Origin of the sequence: Mucilaginibacter sp. PPCGB 2223 (assembly GCF_001705515.1) — a bacterium.
In the GTDB taxonomy this organism is placed as follows: domain Bacteria; phylum Bacteroidota; class Bacteroidia; order Sphingobacteriales; family Sphingobacteriaceae; genus Mucilaginibacter.
The window spans coordinates 1,002,751-1,021,585 of sequence record NZ_MDJS01000001.1; the positions used below are offsets into that span (position 1 = coordinate 1,002,751).

General features: G+C 45.0%; 19 protein-coding genes and 1 riboswitch. Of the genes, 5 read left to right on the forward strand and 14 right to left on the reverse strand.

Annotated features, from left to right (window positions below; all coding sequences use genetic code 11):
- Nucleotides 1-150 precede the first annotated feature (150 nt).
- Entirely contained in the window at nucleotides 151-2,328 is a 2,178-nt protein-coding gene (locus BEL04_RS04190; RefSeq protein WP_066000551.1) for a penicillin acylase family protein, read from the reverse strand.
- A gap of 52 nt (nucleotides 2,329-2,380) precedes the next feature.
- Between BEL04_RS04190 and BEL04_RS04195 the strand changes: the two genes are divergently transcribed.
- Complete coding sequence (locus BEL04_RS04195) at nucleotides 2,381-3,037, forward strand: TMEM175 family protein (protein ID WP_066000552.1); 657 nt, start codon at nucleotides 2,381-2,383, stop codon at nucleotides 3,035-3,037.
- A gap of 93 nt (nucleotides 3,038-3,130) precedes the next feature.
- A complete protein-coding gene (locus tag BEL04_RS04200) occupies nucleotides 3,131-3,451 on the forward strand; it encodes a hypothetical protein (RefSeq protein ID WP_139112913.1) in 321 nt (106 codons plus the stop codon).
- Nucleotides 3,452-3,536: 85 nt separating this feature from the next.
- Here BEL04_RS04200 and BEL04_RS04205 read toward each other — a convergent pair whose 3' ends face one another.
- The 5 genes from BEL04_RS04205 to BEL04_RS04225 form a co-directional block, all read right to left on the reverse strand.
- The gene (locus tag BEL04_RS04205; protein ID WP_066000555.1) at nucleotides 3,537-4,151 is read right to left on the reverse strand and encodes a thioredoxin family protein; all 615 of its coding nucleotides are present in this window, start codon (nucleotides 4,149-4,151) and stop codon (nucleotides 3,537-3,539) included.
- Between the two features lie 84 nt (nucleotides 4,152-4,235).
- Nucleotides 4,236-4,721 carry a TlpA family protein disulfide reductase gene (locus BEL04_RS04210; RefSeq protein WP_066000557.1) on the reverse strand — a complete coding sequence of 162 codons (486 nt, stop codon included), beginning with the start codon at nucleotides 4,719-4,721 and terminating at the stop codon, nucleotides 4,236-4,238.
- 53 nt (nucleotides 4,722-4,774) lie between these two features.
- Nucleotides 4,775-5,461 carry an NAD-dependent deacylase gene (locus tag BEL04_RS04215; protein WP_254659523.1) on the reverse strand — a complete coding sequence of 229 codons (687 nt, stop codon included), beginning with the start codon at nucleotides 5,459-5,461 and terminating at the stop codon, nucleotides 4,775-4,777.
- Between the two features lie 71 nt (nucleotides 5,462-5,532).
- On the reverse strand, nucleotides 5,533-6,102 hold the full coding sequence (locus BEL04_RS04220; protein WP_066000561.1) for a DUF6580 family putative transport protein: 570 nt from the start codon (nucleotides 6,100-6,102) through the stop codon (nucleotides 5,533-5,535).
- Between the two features lie 65 nt (nucleotides 6,103-6,167).
- Nucleotides 6,168-8,129 (reverse strand): TonB-dependent siderophore receptor, encoded by a 1,962-nt coding sequence (locus BEL04_RS04225; protein ID WP_066000562.1) that lies wholly within the window; start codon nucleotides 8,127-8,129, stop codon nucleotides 6,168-6,170.
- A gap of 103 nt (nucleotides 8,130-8,232) precedes the next feature.
- A riboswitch (cobalamin riboswitch) is annotated at nucleotides 8,233-8,443 on the reverse strand.
- A gap of 80 nt (nucleotides 8,444-8,523) precedes the next feature.
- Here BEL04_RS04225 and BEL04_RS04230 point away from each other — a divergent pair.
- Both BEL04_RS04230 and BEL04_RS04235 read left to right on the forward strand, forming a co-directional pair.
- Nucleotides 8,524-9,738 (forward strand): serine hydrolase, encoded by a 1,215-nt coding sequence (locus tag BEL04_RS04230; RefSeq protein ID WP_254659524.1) that lies wholly within the window; start codon nucleotides 8,524-8,526, stop codon nucleotides 9,736-9,738.
- A 64-nt stretch (nucleotides 9,739-9,802) separates the two neighbouring features.
- Complete coding sequence (locus BEL04_RS04235) at nucleotides 9,803-10,570, forward strand: SRPBCC family protein (protein WP_066000564.1); 768 nt, start codon at nucleotides 9,803-9,805, stop codon at nucleotides 10,568-10,570.
- Nucleotides 10,571-10,624: 54 nt separating this feature from the next.
- On the opposite strand, the gene BEL04_RS04240 is transcribed toward BEL04_RS04235, so the two are convergent.
- The 7 genes from BEL04_RS04240 to BEL04_RS04270 form a co-directional block, all read right to left on the reverse strand.
- Nucleotides 10,625-10,882: a YtxH domain-containing protein gene (locus BEL04_RS04240; protein ID WP_066000566.1), complete on the reverse strand. Its 258-nt coding sequence runs from the start codon at nucleotides 10,880-10,882 to the stop codon at nucleotides 10,625-10,627.
- Between the two features lie 168 nt (nucleotides 10,883-11,050).
- The gene (locus BEL04_RS04245) at nucleotides 11,051-12,442 is read right to left on the reverse strand and encodes a hypothetical protein (protein WP_066000568.1); all 1,392 of its coding nucleotides are present in this window, start codon (nucleotides 12,440-12,442) and stop codon (nucleotides 11,051-11,053) included.
- A 110-nt stretch (nucleotides 12,443-12,552) separates the two neighbouring features.
- Nucleotides 12,553-12,939 (reverse strand): hypothetical protein, encoded by a 387-nt coding sequence (locus BEL04_RS04250; protein ID WP_066000570.1) that lies wholly within the window; start codon nucleotides 12,937-12,939, stop codon nucleotides 12,553-12,555.
- Nucleotides 12,940-12,997: 58 nt separating this feature from the next.
- Complete coding sequence (locus BEL04_RS04255; protein ID WP_066000572.1) at nucleotides 12,998-14,245, reverse strand: glutamate-5-semialdehyde dehydrogenase; 1,248 nt, start codon at nucleotides 14,243-14,245, stop codon at nucleotides 12,998-13,000.
- Nucleotides 14,245-15,279: a glutamate 5-kinase gene (proB, locus tag BEL04_RS04260; RefSeq protein WP_066000573.1), complete on the reverse strand. Its 1,035-nt coding sequence runs from the start codon at nucleotides 15,277-15,279 to the stop codon at nucleotides 14,245-14,247. Before proB ends, BEL04_RS04255 begins: the two co-directional genes overlap by 1 nt.
- 105 nt (nucleotides 15,280-15,384) lie before the next feature.
- A complete protein-coding gene (locus BEL04_RS04265) occupies nucleotides 15,385-15,672 on the reverse strand; it encodes a hypothetical protein (RefSeq protein WP_066000574.1) in 288 nt (95 codons plus the stop codon).
- A gap of 124 nt (nucleotides 15,673-15,796) precedes the next feature.
- Entirely contained in the window at nucleotides 15,797-16,297 is a 501-nt protein-coding gene (locus tag BEL04_RS04270; protein WP_066000576.1) for a hypothetical protein, read from the reverse strand.
- Between the two features lie 130 nt (nucleotides 16,298-16,427).
- On the opposite strand from BEL04_RS04270, the gene BEL04_RS04275 reads away from it, so the two are divergent.
- Nucleotides 16,428-17,606, forward strand: a complete 1,179-nt coding sequence (locus tag BEL04_RS04275; RefSeq protein WP_066000578.1) for a lipopolysaccharide assembly protein LapB — start codon at nucleotides 16,428-16,430, stop codon at nucleotides 17,604-17,606.
- Here BEL04_RS04275 and BEL04_RS04280 read toward each other — a convergent pair.
- Nucleotides 17,578-18,828, reverse strand: coding sequence for a YdcF family protein (locus BEL04_RS04280; protein ID WP_066000579.1), 1,251 nt, complete (start codon nucleotides 18,826-18,828; stop codon nucleotides 17,578-17,580). The two genes, BEL04_RS04275 and BEL04_RS04280, sit on opposite strands and share 29 nt — an antisense overlap.
- Nucleotides 18,829-18,835 lie beyond the last annotated feature (7 nt).

Below are 18,835 nucleotides of genomic sequence, written 5' to 3' on the forward strand. Positions count from 1 at the left end.
ATTACACATCTATTCATGGGGTTCGTTATTTACTCTAATTTAGATATCATTTTAATGTATCTGTATCAATAAAGTTACCTTTTACCCAGATAATCAAAACCTGCAAACGGATATGTGGACCATCAATTTAGCATGGGCCTGCGGTTTTAACTACTCGCCCGGGTGGTAAGTCCGCTCAGCATGTTTTAAAACATCCTCTTTGTAAAACAGCACATCCTTAAACCGGCCGTCGATATACATCTGCGCCTGATCGGTAAAGTGTTTAGAATTGGGATCGAACGATTGGCCGCCGGTAATGATGCTTTTGGCTTTGATGCGCTTACCGAACTCGACAGTAGCAATAAAACTATTGCCCGAATAGCCATAACGCTTTTGGGTACCCATTTGCCTGCTTACAAACGAGGGCAATTGACCGAATGCCGACGACACCTGCCCTACCGGCAAACTCGGCCGGCTATCGTCAAACGTTTTGCCGTCGTCGGGGCGCTGGTAACGGTTAATTTCGCCTAAAGGCACTTTCCAGGTACCATAAGTTTTTTGCAGATTATTGACCACATACAGCAAGTAGCCTATCTGTGTTTTCCCATCCAGGTAAGCGGCAAAAGCTGAGATGCGGGTTGTTGCGAATGTACCTTCCTCGACCGTTTTGGGCCTGGGCATTTTGTCGAGCATCAGCATACCCCACTGTGTAGCAACAGTTGTAGCGACAGAGTTTACGGATGAATGTTTGTCCCAATCTTTTAATAATTTAATGGGGTCGGCAAGGGCCTGTTTTACCGAATCGCCGCTTTGGTCGTAGGCTTTAAACAACGGCGGCAGCAGATCATCGAAAGCGGCCAGGTAATGGTCGTAACCTTTGGCAATCAAGGCATCAAGGGTAAGGCCGCGGGCATCGCTCAATAATTTTATGGCGTTAACACCACGGTAATTCTGCCCATCGGGCGCCATATAAACCGGGTATTTTGCCTTATCGGGACTGCTTGCGCCTGCCGAAGCATAGGGCGTGGCGTTGCAATTTTGTATAAAACCCGATTGTGGATTGTAAACGTGCACGATCTCGTTTAAAGGGTGCACACCCAGCCACTCGGTAGCGGCAACGGTACCGTCAACGGGCAGTGTCCAATCGATTTTCGGATCGCGTTTAGGCACATAGTTCCCATACCAAAATGCCGTATTGCCTTTGTCGTCGGCATAAACTGTATTGTTGGTTGCGTTGGAAAGGAGGCCCATGGCCTTCTTATATTCTTCAAAGGTGTTAGCTTTAGTGATCTGCCACGATTCGAGTAAGGCATCCAGCGAACGGTTGTTGGCCCGCAAACTTAACCATTTGCCATCGCGGCTGCCCATTACCGGGCCGTGATGCGTAAAGTAAATGGTAAAACTTTTAGCTGTGATACCGTTATCCGATTTAAACTTAACAACTGCCTTTTGCGGACGGACGGGCAATTGCTTATGCTCGTACTCGTAAAATAACCTGTTACCGGTATGGCTTATCTTCTCAGCGTACAGGTCTGCAACATCGGCGTTGCTTGTTGTGTGCATCCAGCCGCAATGCCGGTTAAAGCCCTGGTAAACAAAAAACTGCCCCCAGGTAACGGCGCCATAAGCATGCAGGCCTTCCTGGCTCACCAGTTCCACTTCCGAGCGGAAATAGAACGGTACATGCGGGTTGATATACAACATGGCGTTACCACTGGCCGTTTTTGATGGAGAAATGGCAAAACCGTTCGAGCCGGTTTCGATCAGCTCGTCGTTTATTTTGTAGTCATAGCCCAATTGTGGTTCATCATTACCGTAGAACCTGCGTACGTCCTCAACGGTAGCCCCGCCAGTTATCGTCGCACCTACGCTACCGTCGGTAAACATTAAAGCATACCAGGGTTTAAAGCGGGTTAAAACGGCAGGCTTAACTTCGGGATGTTTATACAGGTAATAGTTAATGCCATCGGCAAAAGCATCGAGCAATTTTTTAAAGGCGGGGGCACAACGTTTATAGTCTTTAATGGCATCGGTACTGTCTTCGGCAAGGCGCATAAGCAAGTCGGTATATACCGCTTTCTCCCCGTCGGCCTCGGCAGTACGGCCTAACACGTTAAGGTAGTTGCGTTCTACGCCTTTAAAGTTGTCTTCACATTCGCTGTAAAGCAAACCGAAAACCACATCGGCATCTGTTTTGGCATAAATATGCGGTACGCCCCAGTTATCGCGGATGATGGTTACCCGCCCGGCCTCTCCCTGGCAGCGGGCAACATCTGTTTTTGAAAGTTTTTGGGCACTGCAAAATATGGACAGCGACAATAATGTGCAAAAAAACGAAAGTCGGAGCATGGTCGGGTTAACTATTAAAAATGTAATTTAGTACAAATAAGGTATTTATCCAATGGAAGAAAAAGAATTAAAACGGGAATTTGAATTAGAGCGGGTCATCCTGTTCAGCGATGCTGTATTTGCCATTATCATCACCATCATGGTGCTTGAGATAAGAATCCCGGAAGATTTGCGCCATGCCACGGCCGAGAAGATAGCTCAGGCTTTTATAGACCTCGGGCCCCGCCTTGGCGCTTATGCCTTAAGTTTCTTTTTGGTAAGTGTATTTTGGGTGCGCCACCTCAAAATTTTTAAGGTTTTAAAAGACTATGATACGCCTATGATAGCGCGTAACCTGTTCTTCCTATTTGCTATTTCGCTTTTTCCATTTGCTGTTTCTATTATCGCGGGCACTATATCGCCACACAACCTATGGGCACTTGATGTTTATATCGGCGTTATATTGACGGGTATATTCGCACAAACTTTAATTATTCAATACATCGTAAAACATAAACAAAAACTATGTTTTTCGCCGTCAACTATCGAAACTACGCTCAAATGGAAAGCACACCGGTTAAATTTAATATTAACGCCCTTTGCTGTGCTTGCGATAGTGGCCGTAAACTTGCTAAATATGGTACAGTATGTTGTTTACATCGTCATGTTTCAGATGCTCATCGTTCGTGCAAGTGCAAAAAGGTACTACCCTAAAGCAGCGAAAGAGTAAGTAAGAACAAGCACAAGATGTAAATCATAGCCATTTGATTTTTAAATATCTTTTTAGTTATATTTGATAATCAAAACATTAAACCAATTAGCCATGAAAAAACTTTTTTTATTACTGATGATGGCCGCAGCCATGAGCACTACTTTTGCTTTTAAGGTAGAAAAAACAACATTAACCGGCTACATCGGCGATGCCATGTGTGCAGCTAAGGGTAAAGCCAATAGTGCCGATCATGCTGCCTGCGCTGCAAAATGTATCAAAGGCGGGGCGGCAGCTGTCCTGGTTGTAGGCGATAAAGTTTACAGTATTGCCAATCAAAAAAAGGTGATCAAATTTGCCGGTAAAAAAGTTACTGTAGAAGGTACCGTAACCGACGACTCGATTGATGTAAGCAGTATTACAGAAGCGAAATAATCGCAGCATCTCCATAAAAAAATCCCGGCTGGATGATCAACCGGGATTTTTTTATATGCTATAATTTGCACGTCTGCACACTAAATCAGGCTCCCTTCTTCCATTTGATAGAGCAGCCTATGGCTTTTGTGCTGGTCGTTGCTACACTTTTCCCGGTCAATAACGCATCTACAGCATTTTCCACATAGCGGGTGTGGTTAGGGTTGCTGTTCTCGGTATCGTCGTCAATGGCGCCGATATATTTTACCACATTGCCCTTATCTGTTTTTTGTAAGACGAAAACATGCGGTGTAGCTTTTGCGCCGTATTCGCGGGTTACATCCTGGGTTTCATCTATGGTATACGGAAAAGTATAACCCTTTTCGGAGGCGCGTTTCTTCATATTATCGAACGAATCCTGTGGCTCGCTTACAGGGTCGTTCGGGCTGATCGCTATCACCGGGTAGCCTTTGGCGGCATATTTTTTGTCGAGATCCATAATGCGGCTTTCGTAAGCCTTGGCATAAGGGCAATGGTTACAGGTAAATACAACGATAAAACCTTTTGCGGCTTTATAATTAGCCAGCGAGACCATTTTACCGTCTACATTCTTCAATTTAAAATCGGCAGCAACATCGCCAACTTTATAACCGCCATTATCGGCTTTAAAGGCTGTGAGGCCAATTACGGCCACAGTTAACAAGGCAAATAATTTTTTCATGATTTTATTTTTTTTTAATGGTTATGAAGCTATCATAAACAATTTGCTTTTTGTAGTAGTTTATGATGGTTTCATGGCGTTTAATTATTTATTGGTTTGATATAATTTATTCAGTTCATCATAAGTAAACTCTTTTTCATAAAACTTACGGATACCTTTTTGTGCATTCACAATCATCGTTCCAGGCAATGCGCCACTCCAGTTTTTGTCTACCTGGTCAATAAAAACCTGCTCGCTTGGCTTATCTGCAAGGTACACTTCGCTGATCAATTTCCTCTTACTGGCAAATGTTTTAACCTCGTTAAGTTTCGATTTAAAATCCATACTCAACAGCAACACTTTTACCGGCTGACCTTTATAGGTTTGTTGTAGTTTTTCAAAATTGGGGAGTTCGGCAACACATGGTGCGCACCAGGTAGCCCAAAAGTTAACTATATAAACGGTGTCCTTGTTGCTTATCCGCTTTTCGAGTTGCTGGTAAGTGATCGGCGTAACCGTTCTGGTTTGGGCAGGTGCAGCCAGGCCAATGGTCGAAAGCAAGAATAAGAGTATAAAATTCCGGTACTTCATCAGGTAGATAACGTTTTGCAAATGCTTTTGTGATAACAATACTAAATTACCAATTATTTCATTAACTCGTCAACCAGGACGGGTAAACCAATGGTCGCTTTTTCCTCTATTTTGATCAGATCCGGCACGCCGTAAACCGCCGGTATCTTTGGGTCGACAATATATCTGGGCACATTGCCGGGCACGTAATTGATCAATCCCGATGCCGGGTATACTGCCAGCGATGATCCTACCAAAATAAACACCTCAGCCTGGCTGCATATTTTGGCAGCAGGCTCTATCATCGGTACCATTTCGCCAAACCAAACCACGTGCGGGCGCAACTGCGATCCTAAACGGCAAAGCTCGCCCATTCGCAATTCCCAGCCTTTAATGGGGTAAGTTAGCCTTGGATTTTTACTCGACTGCGACCGGGTGATAATACCATGCAGATGTACCACATTGGTCGATCCTGCCCTTTCGTGCAGATCGTCGATATTCTGGGTAACAATCGTTACATCATATTTTTCTTCCAGTTTTGCCAGGGCATAATGCGCGGCATTAGGTTCAGCCTCCAGCACCTGTTTACGGCGCATATTATAAAACTCCTGCACCAGGGCCGGGTTGCGCTCCCAGGCTTCGGGCGTTGCTACATCATTGATATCGTAACCTTCCCAAAGGCCGTCGCTGTCGCGGAAGGTTTTCAATCCGCTTTCGGCGCTGATACCGGCGCCGGTCAATACTACCAGTTTCTGTTTCATCGTGATAAACATAGGTACAAAAAAAGCGCCCTGGTTTTACAGGGCGCTCCAATTATCAAATTCAGATTAAATTATGCTACTTGAGGCTGCACCTGTAAAACGGCATATTTTGTTTTGGCTGCTTCAAAACCTCCGAATAACAGGGCCGAGAAAAGCAAAGTACCCCAGATCATCTTAGCTTCGAACGGGATAGCTGCTGTGAGCGATTGAAAATAACCAGTTAAACCGGGGCCGTAAAAAGTGCTGCCGAATGTCATGTCGGTAAGCAGCCAGTGTATTACTACCGCAGTTACAGATGCCAGAATTACTTTTAAAGCACTCACCTTTTTGATCAGTGTACCGATAAATACCATCACTGCAAAGCTCAGGTAAACTATCCAGGCGCCATTATACAAACCCACTTTATCGTACTTAGTATAATTGATCACCAGGTCGCTTATCAGCAGTACAACCAAAGGCACCAGGTAGGCTTTCCATTTATCCGAAAAATAGGCTCCTCCAAATAATGCCACAGCGCCAACCGGTGTAAAGTTAGCCCAGGTAACAATATTGCCCGGGTTGAGCATACGTACCGAAGTGGCAACCACGATCATTAAAACGAGTACACCGTTACGGATATTAATTTTTTGCTGTGTCGACATAATTCTTTTTATTCTTATTGCAAAAATACTTAAACTAAATTACAAAATAAAACCCGGATAGTGCCTTAATTGATCTGGTATTTTAAACCACCATATGCATTAAAGCCACGGGTATTATAGCCTATCCAATCGATGTATTTGGCGTCGAACAGGTTATTCAGGTCAACATAAAGGCTCAACTTCTTCGTAGCCTTCGCCTGTACGTGCAGGTCTACAAGGCTATAAGGCGCCAAACCTTCAACACGCGAATACGGCGCTACATTTAAAAAATGCGTATCGCTTCTCTCGCCGGTGTATTTGTAATTTACACCAACCTCAAATACTTTGGTCACATCGTAAGCTATACTTGCGCCATAGGTATTCCTTGGGCGGCGCAACAGGTTATGTGTATCAACCCCTTTGGTATCTGTTTGTGTACCGGTTACGTAGGCGGCATATGCCGAAGCCGTTAACCCTTCGATATGGTAATTCAACTCACTTTCAAAGCCTTTGTCATCTTCCAGGTTACCATTTTGGTAATAGGATTTAAAGGTTGACGGGTTTGTATAAAAATAAATTACATCGGTTGTTTTACGTTTATAGAAAACCGTGTTGAATGATAAGGTGTTGGTAATGCTCCAGTCAAAACCGGCCTCGTACGAAGTTGTGGTTTCGGGCTTGAGGTCATTGTTGCCGTACTGCGATGCCAACTGGTACAGAGATGGAGCTTTAAAGGCAGAAGCGGCAGTGCCAAATATCTTAAACCGATCGGCTATGATAACCGATGGATTAATGGTATAAGTAAAGTTACCTCCATATTTACTGTGGTTATTGTAACGTCCCCCTAACTCCATGTGGAAGATATCAGATTTAAAAAACAGTGAACTAAACACACTGGTTATATTATTATCGGGACCGCTGACATTTGGCCCTGGATCATAACCTGGTTGGCTATAATGGCTAAACTGGCTCGTATTACTGTATTTAAACCCGGCGCCGCTGGTAATATCAAAGTTTTGGTTCAGGGTTTGGTTATAAATCAGCTCAGCATTAGTTATGCGGCCGATGTTCTTACCCTCGTAGCTGGTATTGAAATTAGCCGCCGAAGGAGATTCTAAAAACTTATTCCAAACTGTGTTCTGGCTCACATTTAACTGCAACGCACCTTTTGGCAACAGGTATTTAGCGCCTATACCGCCAAACAAAAACGTGTTGTGATAAGTGTAGTTAGGATCATCCGTAAAGGCGCCGTCGGGCAGGTCGCCATAATTATAACTGGTTTGAAAGTTGCCGTTCAGCGTTAATTTATCGCTTAATTGCTGATCCAGATTCAAACTAACAGCCCGCTGATGGTAGCCATCATTTTTAAAGCCGGCCTTACCTGTGGTATCGGTTGCCGCCGGGAACCCCTTTGAATCGACATTAGATACATTTAAAGCGATCCCCGTTTTATTTAATTTGCCGGATAAGCCCGCGCTCTCTTTAAACGTGTTATAGCTACCCCCACTCAATTGCACGTCGGCTTTTAAGCCTGGTGTTTTAGGATGTTTGGTAATGATGTTGATCACACCGGCAACAGCATCAGAGCCGTACAATGTTGAACCACTACCTTTCAGTATTTCGATACGTTCGATCTGATCTACCGAAAAAGCATTCAGATCATAGCTGCCGTCGATAGAACCGGCATTATTCACCGGGAAACCGTCGATCAGGATCAGCGTATTGCCAACCGAGGCTCCGCGAACATACAGGGACGAGCTGATACCCATGTTGTTTTGCGCACCCGAAAAGGTGATGCCGGCAACGCTGTTTAACAATTGTGGCACTGTTTTCCCCTGCGATTGCCTGATCTCTTCAGGGCCGATAACTGTAACTACCCTGCCGATATCGGCCAGTTTTTTTGGAGAACGGGTAGCGGTAACTACTACTTCGTTTAAGCTTTTACTGGTGTCTGCTGATTTTGCGCTTTGCGCGTGGGCTGTGTTTACCTGCAGCCCAAGTTGTACAAGCCCCAGGCTTGCAGCAACTGCTAAATAGTTTTTTTTCATGTTGTTGTGAGGGTTTAGCCCACAGCAAACAGAAATGAAGAATAAGGAATGGGAAAGGCACGCGAGGTGCTATCTCATCCAAGCTTCTATCCCCGAAAGCTATGAATATTATAATGCTTATGGCAGGTATTCTGACTTATCCTTTTTGTTGAGGCCTTCCCATTTTTCAACAGTGACCATGTGAATTCAACTAAGCTTAACCCTTGCAGGTTAAGCCGGACTTACAGCTGCGGGACAGTTCCGGACTTACACCGGATTCCCTTTTAATCCATTACGATCTCGTTCGTAAAGAAACCGAAAGCGTTGCAAATGTAATACAACATTTATTATCCGCAATACAAAATCGGCTATATTTACCCCTATGAAATTTTATTGCACTTTACTTACAATGCTTATGTCACTATACGCGGCAGCTCAAAAAACCGATACAGTTTTTCTTAAAAAACTATTAGAAAGCCACCCGGAGCTGTTTGCGGGCATATTAAAACACCCCACCCATAACGAAGTGCAGATACTGTATACGCAGATTGACCGTGATGCCAACAACCAGCCGCATTTTAAACAATACAGTTACCGGCTCAACGCCAACCATTATTTTTATCCCGCCAGCACGGTTAAATTGCCTACGGCCATCTTCGCACTCGAAAAACTGAACGAACTTAAAATTGCAGGGCTTACACGTAAAACACACATGGAAACTGATACAGCATTTAAAGGCCAGACACGGGTAACCAAAGATGCTTCTTCGGCAGACGGCCTGCCCAGTATCGAAAACTACATTAAAAAAATATTACTCACCAGTGATAATGATGCCTATAACCGCCTGTATGAGTTTAACGATCGTGCCGAGATCAACACCAAGCTTAAAAAGTACAATCTCAATAATACCCGCATTATCGGCCGGCTGGCCATTGGCGATGCCGGCGAATCAACAAAACACACCAACCCTATCCGTTTTTACGACGGAGACAAAACTATTTACCTCAAACCCGCCGCTTTCGACCCGAACGAATACCCCATGCACCTCGAAAATATGTTGCAGGGCAAAGGCTATATGGATAGCCACGATAAACTGGTGATGGGACAGTTTAGTTTTGAAGATAAAAACGTTTACCCTATTGCTGATCAGCAAATGGTGCTGCGCAGGTTGATCTTTCCCAAATCATTCCCGAAAGAACAGCGTTTTAATTTAACCGACGACGACTACAGCTTTGTGTATAAATACATGAGCATGTTCCCGACGGAAAGTGATCACCCATCCTACCCGCGACCAGAGTACTACCCCGCATTTTGCAAGTACCTGTTTTACGGCTCCGATACCTCCGCAGTGATCAACCCCGATGTTCGCATTTTCAATAAAATAGGCGACTCGTACGGTTACGATATCGATAATGCTTACATCGTCGATTTTAAAAACAAGGTGGAGTTTATGCTCACCGCCGTGGTACAATCAAACGAAGACGGTATCCTGAATGATAATAAGTATGAGTACACTACTGTTTGCCTGCCTTTTATGAAGAACCTGGGTCAAACCATTTACCAGTACGAGTTGCAGCGCAAAAAAAGGCATCTTCCGGACCTGAGCAGGTTTAGGTTCGATTATAAATAATTTCATTTAACGAAAACTACTTGACCGGTAATTGGTTAACATTTATACATAAAAGATAAATGTTATGCCAGATACAGCACTAAATCAGGATCAATATACAGGCGGTACCTCAACACCGGTTATCAACCTCGAATGGCCCGAGCGCGTGGCCTCGGTTGCCTTAGGTACCCGGATGGCATTTGGCGGGCTATCGCGCATGTTCAGGCACCCGTTACGAAGCGCATTGCGCATATTTGCAGGCGGGTACCTGGTACAGCGCGGCGTAACCGGCCATTGCGAGTTGTATACACGTTTAGGTAAAACCACCACCGAGCCGGTAAGCATTAATATTAATTATACGTTTACAGTTAACAGGCACCGGCAGGATGTATACAATTTTTGGCGCCGGCTGGAAAACCTGCCCTTGTTTATGAGTCATCTGGATAATATCCAGGTTGTTAATGCAAGATATTCGCATTGGGAAGCTAAAATACCGGGCAACATCGCCAATATTAGCTGGGATGCTGAGATTACTGAAGATATATCAGGCAGCTCTATCAGTTGGCAATCGATACCGGGTTCTACTATCAACAATTCGGGCAAAGTGATATTTGAAGATACCCCGGGCGAGCAAGGCACTATTGTTAAAGTTGTGATCAGTTACCTGCCTCCTGCCGGCGGCGTGGGCACTGGTATTGCCAAATTACTGAACCCCGTTTTCGAAAAACTGGTAAGGCAGGATGTATTAAGCTTTAAAGACTATATGGAAACTTACAGTACCGATGACCGCGAGACAACTGCAGATCAGGATACGATTACCATCGTGAGTATAGAAACACAGGATGATATTTAATTAAAACAAAAAGCCTCCCGGTATCCGGGAGGCTTTTTGTTTTATAAGTCTTTTTTAAATGATCGCGTTTTCAATATCGTCGTGCTGATGAGCATACATATCATTACGAGTTTTCATCGTAATGATCATGTTATCTGCAATAGTTAACAGGTTATCTACCTGGTCGGCCGCTGCATCACGCAGGCCAATCAACGATTTTGCCAGTTTTTCCCGGTTCTCTTTTCCTTTTTTAGGGGCAAATAAAACACCCAGGGTTACTCCTGCAGCCAACCCTGCCAATAATAATGCAGCCGATTTTGAAGTGTTATTCATATAAATAAAAAATGTATCTCAATAATTTGGTTAGTACCGCTTTGCTACAAGCTTTACAAATTTGCTCATTTTTTAACGCTTGCCGAAGGAATTAGTTGTTAAAAATTGTAAAATTAATGTCCAATTATTGTTTTCGGTACCAACAGTATCATTCTGAACGGGTTAATTTTACATCTTCATTGTCTTCATCAACGCCGGGCTGATCTTCAGGTAAACCTCAGCACCAAGGGGGGAGCTGCCGTAAAGTGTGCTTAACCCTTGCGGGATGACATTCAGCGTGCCTTGCACACCGAGTGTAAAATTGGTGCCTGCTGCCTGCAAAACCCTGTGATTAATACCCAGGGTTATTGCGTTTACATTAAATATTGCACCATTTACGTCGGGCGGCAAAAGGTTTAGCTCATCACTTGTTTTCTGCACAAACTCGTATCTCACATATACCGCGGTTTTGTTCAGCTGGATGTTCCCTTCGGCAGTAACCGAATGCTCGTTGGCTGTATGCCCATCAGGTTCTTCAACATGGTTATACCCCCATATCAACGCGCTGCTAAGAAATTTATCATCAGTAAAATTGTACTGTTTGCTAATAGATGCCGTAGTGCGCAGGATGTTTTCCAACGGGTTTAAAGCCTCGGGCCCTTTGATGTAACCTTGCGAAAACTGAAGGGCCAGGTGCTCGTTCGGGTTAACCGATAAGCGGTACGAATAACTATTGAACACCGGTTTATCAAAATTATAACGATTCTCATCAGGCTCGCGACCGTTAAACAACGACGCTTCTATCTTAGCCATTTTATACCTGAAACCCAGGGTAGCTACGCCAAAGGTAATATGGGTTGCATCCTGCCAGTGGTGCGCAAGCGTCGCATCCGGGTCGTTCATCGCCGATGGCCGGTGCATAAAGGCCACGGGGCCCAAAGCCGGTTCGCCTGGGTAGCCAGCATATGCCGTCAGATCGGCGTCCTTATTAAATGCATGGGTATAAGCTACGGCCAGTTCGGCGAGCAGATCGTGTGGGTGCTGCCTGTCAACCAGCGGAATATTTTTCCAGCTTTCGCCGGATTGAAACAGCAACGGATAACCATAACCGCCTTCGGTCAATGCATCTGCCGACATCATTAAACTGGCACTGAACAAACCGTTCTCACCAACTTTATGCTGCGCCATGGCCATAGCCCAATTCGGAGCATCAAATTTACTGGCTTGCCCCCTTTTTCCATCGTTATTAAAATTTTGTGTAGTATATCTTAAAAACACCGCGCCATGAAACATCAGGTTCCATTTCCCTGCAGTGAGCATATAAGCGTAAATGGGCGATTGATCAGGCAGCCATGAGGTACCCGATCCGTCGCGGTTCATGGGCAGGTTAAGCGAGTAAGCGTGGCTCATATCGCCCATATACATCCCACTCATATCCATGTCCATCTTCTTTGGGGTAGTACCTGCGTTTTGAGCCGGTTTCTTTTTAGCAGTATCCATCTGCATGCCCGGCATGTGCATTTGAGCTTTCGCGGACAGGTTGATCGCTATAACAGCGATAAATATGATGATCTTCTTCATGGTAAATAGTTCTAAGAAATAAATAGACAGATAAAAAAGAAAAGTTATTCTGAACTTGTTTCAGGATATTTCAGGACAGGTAAAAAGACTTTACCTTCGATCGAAGAAGATCAAATGCGATAGGTGCAGTGCAAAATGTAGGTTGGCGTACTAAACGCCGACGGAGGCGCTTTACTGTTATACGCATGCAAACGGTACAGGCAAGGCTCATCAAGTACGGTATCCGTCGATGAGAAATGGCTGAACACCGGGAATAGCTTTGCCAGAAACGCTAAAGTAGCCGAACCGTAATGCTGATCTTTTACTTTGAGATACCGCCTTTTAGTTTTGCAGCATTTGCGCATTTCGACGCCCATTTTGCATTTTTCCTTGCTATGGTCGCTGTAGGCAATAGTTGTAGACGTAAGTACGCCTGAGCAATACATGCTTTTAGCTGCCACACCAAGCGATGAGAACAGGTAAACAGCAGTAAGCACTATGACGACTATACGTTTCATGGTAGCAAAAGTAATAATTATTTGAATAAAAACGCTTCTGCTCTACTTGCTCATCTATCTACCTCACCTGCCCGTCGCCATGCACGTACCATTTTTCGGTGACGAGTTTCTCCAAAGCAAAAGGCCCGCGGGCATGCAGTTTTTGAGTCGAGATACCAATTTCGGCGCCAAGCCCAAACATGCCGCCATCGGTAAAGCGTGTCGAAGCATTGATATAAACGGCCGCCGCATCTATCTCATTCATAAAGCGTTGGCCCAGCTCCTTATTTCGTGTAATAATGGCTTCCGAGTGTTTTGATGAATACCGGGTGATATGTTCTACCGCATCTTCGTATCCCCCAACCACTTTAACAGAGCATTTAAAATCCAAAAATTCGCGGCCAAAGTCTTCTGCTGTGGCTTGCTGCAGATAAGGATAATTGAGCTCTTTTAAAACCGGGTAGCTTTCGTTATCGGCAAATATTTCAACGTTGTAAGCCAGTAAGCCGGGCGCGGCCAGCATTAATAATTGCTTTACAACACCCCTGTCAACTACTATGGTATCCAGTGCATTACATACCGATGGGCGCGATACCTTGGCGTTCACAACAATGGCTGCGGCCTTCTCCAGGTCGGCCGTTTGCTCCACGTATGTATGGCATACGCCTGCACCTGTTTCAATGGTTGGCACCTTAGAGTTCGCACGAACAAAGTCGATCAGTTGCTGCGATCCGCGCGGGATAATGATATCGATATGTTTTACTGCCGACAGCATCTCGTTAATGTATTTACGATCGGTTGGCAACAGCTGTACTATGGCCGGGTTTAAACCCGAATCGTGCAAAACGCTGTGTATAATGCTTACCAGCACAATATTGGTGTACAGAGCATCGCTGCCGCCGCGCAAAACGCATACATTACCGCTGCGGATACACAAAGCTGCCACATCGATGGTGACATTCGGCCGCGACTCGTAGATCACACCGACCACGCCCAGCGGTACTGTCTTTTTCCGTATCTGTAAACCATTTTTAGTCGTGCTTTCCAGCATCAGTTTTCCCGTAGGATCGGGTAAGCCGGCAATATCATTCAGGCTGTCGGCCAAGTCTTTAATACGGGCTTCATTCAGCAGTAACCTGTCCTTTTTGGGGTCGGTATCCGGCATCCTGTCAAGATCCTTTTTATTTTCATCTATGATCAGCTGTGTATGCGCAATGATCTCATTCGCGAGTTTGCGCAGTACGCCCTGCTTCTGCTCGTCTGTAGCCGAATTGATGGACCGTGTGGCCTTGCTGGCGTCAATTAATAACGTTTGGATGCTTTCCATTATAATAATACAATATCGTCGGCGTGGGCGATGATGAGTTTCTGGGTTTTAACGTCAATCCATATTTCGTCCGACGAAACTTTGGCCCGTGCAACGGCTATGCTCAGTTGGTTCTCATCTAATATCTCAAACACCTCGCCCGATTCAAATTTAGTAACAATCGCTTTAACGCCTACAGCCAGCAGACTATGCCCGTTTTGTATGGCTTTGCAGGCTCCGCTATCGGCCTGCAGGCTGCCCGTTACCAAACTGCCACTGCCCAGCCATTTTTTCCTTGCCGGGATAGAGCATTTCTGCGGATGGCACAATGTACCTGTCTTTCCTTCAATAGCTTGTAAAATGCCGTCGGTGGTGCGTATACCAAAAATCACTACCTTAATACCCATGCGCGTTGCCAGGCGGGCAAAGGTTAATTTCGATACCATGCCGCCCAAACCCAGTGCCGATTTTTCCTTATTAGCCAGTGCAAGCTCGTTTTTATCGATCACGGGCATCTCTTTAACCACCTGTCCATCAGCATCTAAAACACCAGGAACCGAAGTACTGAATAACAGAATAGATGCACCGAAGCCAACGGCAATCAGCGTGGCAAGCTCGTCGTTATCCGAAAACTTAAGCTCAAGGTTACTTACTACGTCGTTCTCGTTGGCGATAGGAATAATGTCGTTTGCCCAAAGATCTTCATAGGTTTTCTTCAGTTGCAAAAACTGATCGCGGTTGCTGAAATGCTGCCGTTCGCAAAGGCTTTGTGCAATGGCAATGCCATACGGAGCGAAAAACTGTGCATATTTGTTCAATAATATCGGGTTGCCCACGGCTGCGGCGGCTTTACGCTCGGTAATGGTGCCCGCATAGTTTTTTACAAACTTTTTACCTGCAGCCACTGCTCCCGAGGATACCAGTACGATGTGATAACCGCCATGTATGGCTGCCACCTGGCGGGCAATATCCACCATTACCACCTCATCCAGTTCGCCGTTTTTATGCGTAATGGATGCCGACCCAAATTTGATAACGAGTATAGGCTTTGTCAATTGTATATTTTAAATGCCCAAAGCTATAAAAAGACGACAAAATATATGGGTTAAATTTACAAATAGGACTTAAAAACTGCCCCCTTCCGGGGATGCCTGTTAACATCAGTGTTTCATAGCTTCCTGCTCTTTAAGTTGCTGGATGTTGTTCGATGCTTCATACTCGCTCGTTTTTCCTTCAAAATATTCCAGTATTTCGGCTATGGTATCCAGGTTATCCGATACCCGCTGGTGCATATCGGGCAGGTCTTTTTCCAGTTTTTTATCACCCAGATCGATATTATCGACCTCTATTTTGGTCAGTTTTTGTATGATGGCCTGCTGGCTGTTACGCAGATCGACCAACTCATGTGCAATCTTTTCCATCAGTTCAAACTTCTTAATCTTATCCATGACAATCAGTTTTAAGGTTAATATTTACTCTATCTATAAGTACCTGCAGATTGTTTTTGTTTCAGGTAAAACAAAAAAGCCCGCAGAAGATGCTTTTCCGCAGGCTTATATCTGATATAATTTTCTACTGGTTTTTAACCGTAGTGGTTGTGGTTGTCGTGGTTGCGGGCGTTTTTTTAACAATATGCTTAACCACACGGTGCGTTGCCGGGGCTGTTTTATGAACGGTGGTCCGGGTTGTACTGGTTTTGGTTGTCTGCACTGCATGAACCGTTGATGAAGGGTTTGTTGTTGTGGTAGTGGTAACCGTTGTTTTTGGCTGCGGTGCCGGAGGTGTCGGGGCTGGTACTGTTACAATTTCCTTTTCTGCCGGTGGCGGTGTTACCACAACCGTTGTGGGTTGTGGCGCCGGTGCAATAACCGGGGTGCTCCCGTTTGCGGCTGCGCCAACAGCGCCCGCTGTGCCCTTACCGCTTACTTTAATTTTGGTTTTGGTATGCCCGTGCACGCCGGCCTTAACTTTCTTTTTAACTTCGACGTGATTGGTATCACTTTTTTGTGCCAGCGAACTGCTTACGGTAAATGCCAGTATTACTGTCGCAATTATTAAACTTATCTTCTTCATAATATAATCATTTAGTTATTTGTTAATTATTTAACTGAAACAAAACAAACACCGGGCCAATATTTCAATTATGTTACAAAACATCAACTACCTTCTTTTTTAAACTATATTTTTAGTTTAAATTTGAGCGATGAAAACGTTGATCGCCTATCTTACAGTTATTCTGCTGTTTTTAACAACTACAGCAACATTAGCCCAAACCAAAGCCGATGATGCTTTGCTGCTCGATATGTACCAAAGCCAGCGTTATGCCGAGGCAGCCGCTTACCTGAAAAACATATATACCGAACCAATAACTGATACCCGGGCACTATCCCGCCTGGGCTACACTTTTCAGATGGCGGGTAAATTAGCCGATGCAGAGGCGTATTATCAACGCCTGTACCAGATCGACTCCACCAACGTATCTACCCTTTTCAGTCTGGCCGGCATCAATTCCCAAAGGGAGAATAAGACTAAAGCTCTTTACTTTTACGAACGCATCACGACACTTGACCGTACGAACTTCAGGGCCTTTAAACAGGTTGGTTTGCTATACCGAGAGAGGAACGATACTTTAAAAGCCTTAAAAAACCTTCAGACAGCCAACAAACTTAACCCGGAAGATCCTGACGTAGCGGCCGAACTGAGTTTTGTATTATCGGGCCTGAAGCATACCAAACAGGCCGAAACGGTGTTGAACCGGGCCCTGAAAGCCGACTCTGCCAGCCTGTTTTTATTGCGATGCCTGGTGAACGTAACCTACAACGCCGAAGAATACAACGAAACGATCAAAACCTGCAATAAGATGATGGACCTTGGCGATCAATCTGCACAAGTACTAAAAAAACTGGGTGCTTCTTATTATATGATCAAAAATTACGAATGCTGTATCGAAACGTTTGCCCTGATGCAGGATATCTTTAAAACCGAACGCGAATACTATTTCACGGCAGAAAGCTATAAAGCGCTCAAACAGTATCATAAGGCTATCGACTATTTTGAGCTTACCTTACGCGAAAGCATATCGCCTAATACTAACCTCTATTACAGCGAAATGGCCGACAGTTACGACGAACTGCACCAGCTAAAAAGCACCATCGCCAATTATCAGAAAAGCTTATTTTTCAAAGAAAAAGATATGGTGTTGTACGCGCTGGCCAACCTGTACGACAGCAAATTAAAAGATAAGCGCAACGCACTTAAATACTATAAAAAGTACCTCGAAAGCAAGCCGCCTGCTATCCAAAAAGCTTATATTGAGTATGTGCAAAGCCGCGTAGCGGCTTTACAGGGTAATGTTAAGGGTCAAGCGGCTCCAACGGATTGATCTGCAGCGATTCGATGAGCGGGTAAAACTCCTGTTCCGTGTCGGATAAGCGCTTGCCTAACTTGTAAGGCATATAACCCAATTCTTTCATACAGCGGTCGGCCATTGTTTTCTCAATGTATTCGCTTTGCGATTTGTCGGTACAGGTAATGGCCGGTTTACCAAACGGGAACCCGTAATGATACATTAACCTTACCCCGTTACGCATATTGGTAGTAGTATGCCGCGCCTGTGGTTCAACAATGACAGCGCTCGCGGGCACATGCAGGCTTTCGACCAAATATTTTTTCATTTCGTCGGCCTCGCAAAATTTGGTTTTGAAAGGATGCACCTTCCCGCCCGACGTCATAACAAACGGGGCCAGGCCCTCAAAATAACGGTTTGCGCCAAGACGGCAACGCAACATCCCCTCGGCGCTCAGGGCCATGCCGCTTTCGCCGGGCCCGGCTCCGGGCACCAGGATTACTGAGTATCTGTACTTATTCCAATCCACCGTTCTGGCTTTTTCAACTGCAGCTTTATTTACCGTCTCGGCCATCGGTTCGTCGTTGGCGGCGTCCGTACGTTCGTTAATATCTAAAAATATTAAAGCAGCGGTAAGAGGCGCCTGGAAGAACAGTTTGCTGCTTTTTACTTCAACGTATAAAGTAGCTACAGCATTGGCCATTTGCGTAGTATAGCCCTTAGCGTGCACGTTAAAACTGATCGAATCTATCGTTGGATAATTAGGCTTTTTACCTTCGGCGTAAACGCTGATGACCCTATTAACGCCGGAAGCTTCTATCTCCCAGGCTTTTACAAGCAATTGTTTAGGCTCAAGTTTTTGGTTCAGCACATGCGTGCCCGATGGAATGAGCTGCGTTTTAACCAGCTTACCCAATGCGTTGAGCGGCGTATACAAAGCCGCCAGGCGTTCGCCAACCGTTTTGATCTGATCATCGGTAAATTTGAGGTTTGCGGTAAAACAGGTATAATCCTTACAATCCGTTAAACTGGCACTGATCGCCGCATTACGTTTAGCAGCCATATCAGCAAGTACGGCATCGTTTTCGAGCAGGCGCATTACAGCCGGATCGTGTTTGATGAGCGATAGCAGGTAGTAGTTTTTAACCTTAACGCTGCCTTGCCCTATAGGTTGGTACTGTTGGCTGGGATGGCTTTCCTGGGCAAACAGGCGCAACCCAAAAACAGCGAAAACAAGTAGTAAGAGGCACTTTTTCATATCGGCT